The organism is Paenibacillus sp. FSL R5-0490 (assembly GCF_001956215.1).
Classification (GTDB): Bacteria; Bacillota; Bacilli; order Bacillales; family Cytobacillaceae; genus Cytobacillus.
The window spans coordinates 1-270 of sequence record NZ_MRTQ01000074.1 but is presented as its reverse complement, the minus strand read 5'-3'; the positions used below and the strand labels follow the sequence as shown (position 1 = coordinate 270).

At 42.6% G+C, this 270-nt stretch carries 1 rRNA gene; it reads left to right on the top strand.

From position 1 onward, the window contains the following. Window positions 1-192: 192 nt before the first annotated feature. Window positions 193-270 (top strand): 5S ribosomal RNA (gene rrf / locus BK139_RS23525); the annotation flags it as partial.

Here is a 270-nt window from a genome sequence, read left to right as displayed (position 1 = left end):
GGTCAGAGGTGGAAGCGTGGCGACATGTGGAGCTGATTGATACTAATCGATCGAGGACTTAACCAAGTTATTGGTAGATACTCGGCAAATACTTCTTCATGCATTATCTAGTTTTGAGGGAACGAAAAAATGTAAATTTCCTCTTGAAAAATCCTGAAAAGACGGTATAATAAAACTTGTCTTGAAAAATAGTCTGGTGGCGATAGCGAGAAGGTCACACCCGTTCCCATACCGAACACGGAAGTTAAGCTTCTCAGCGCCGATGGTAGT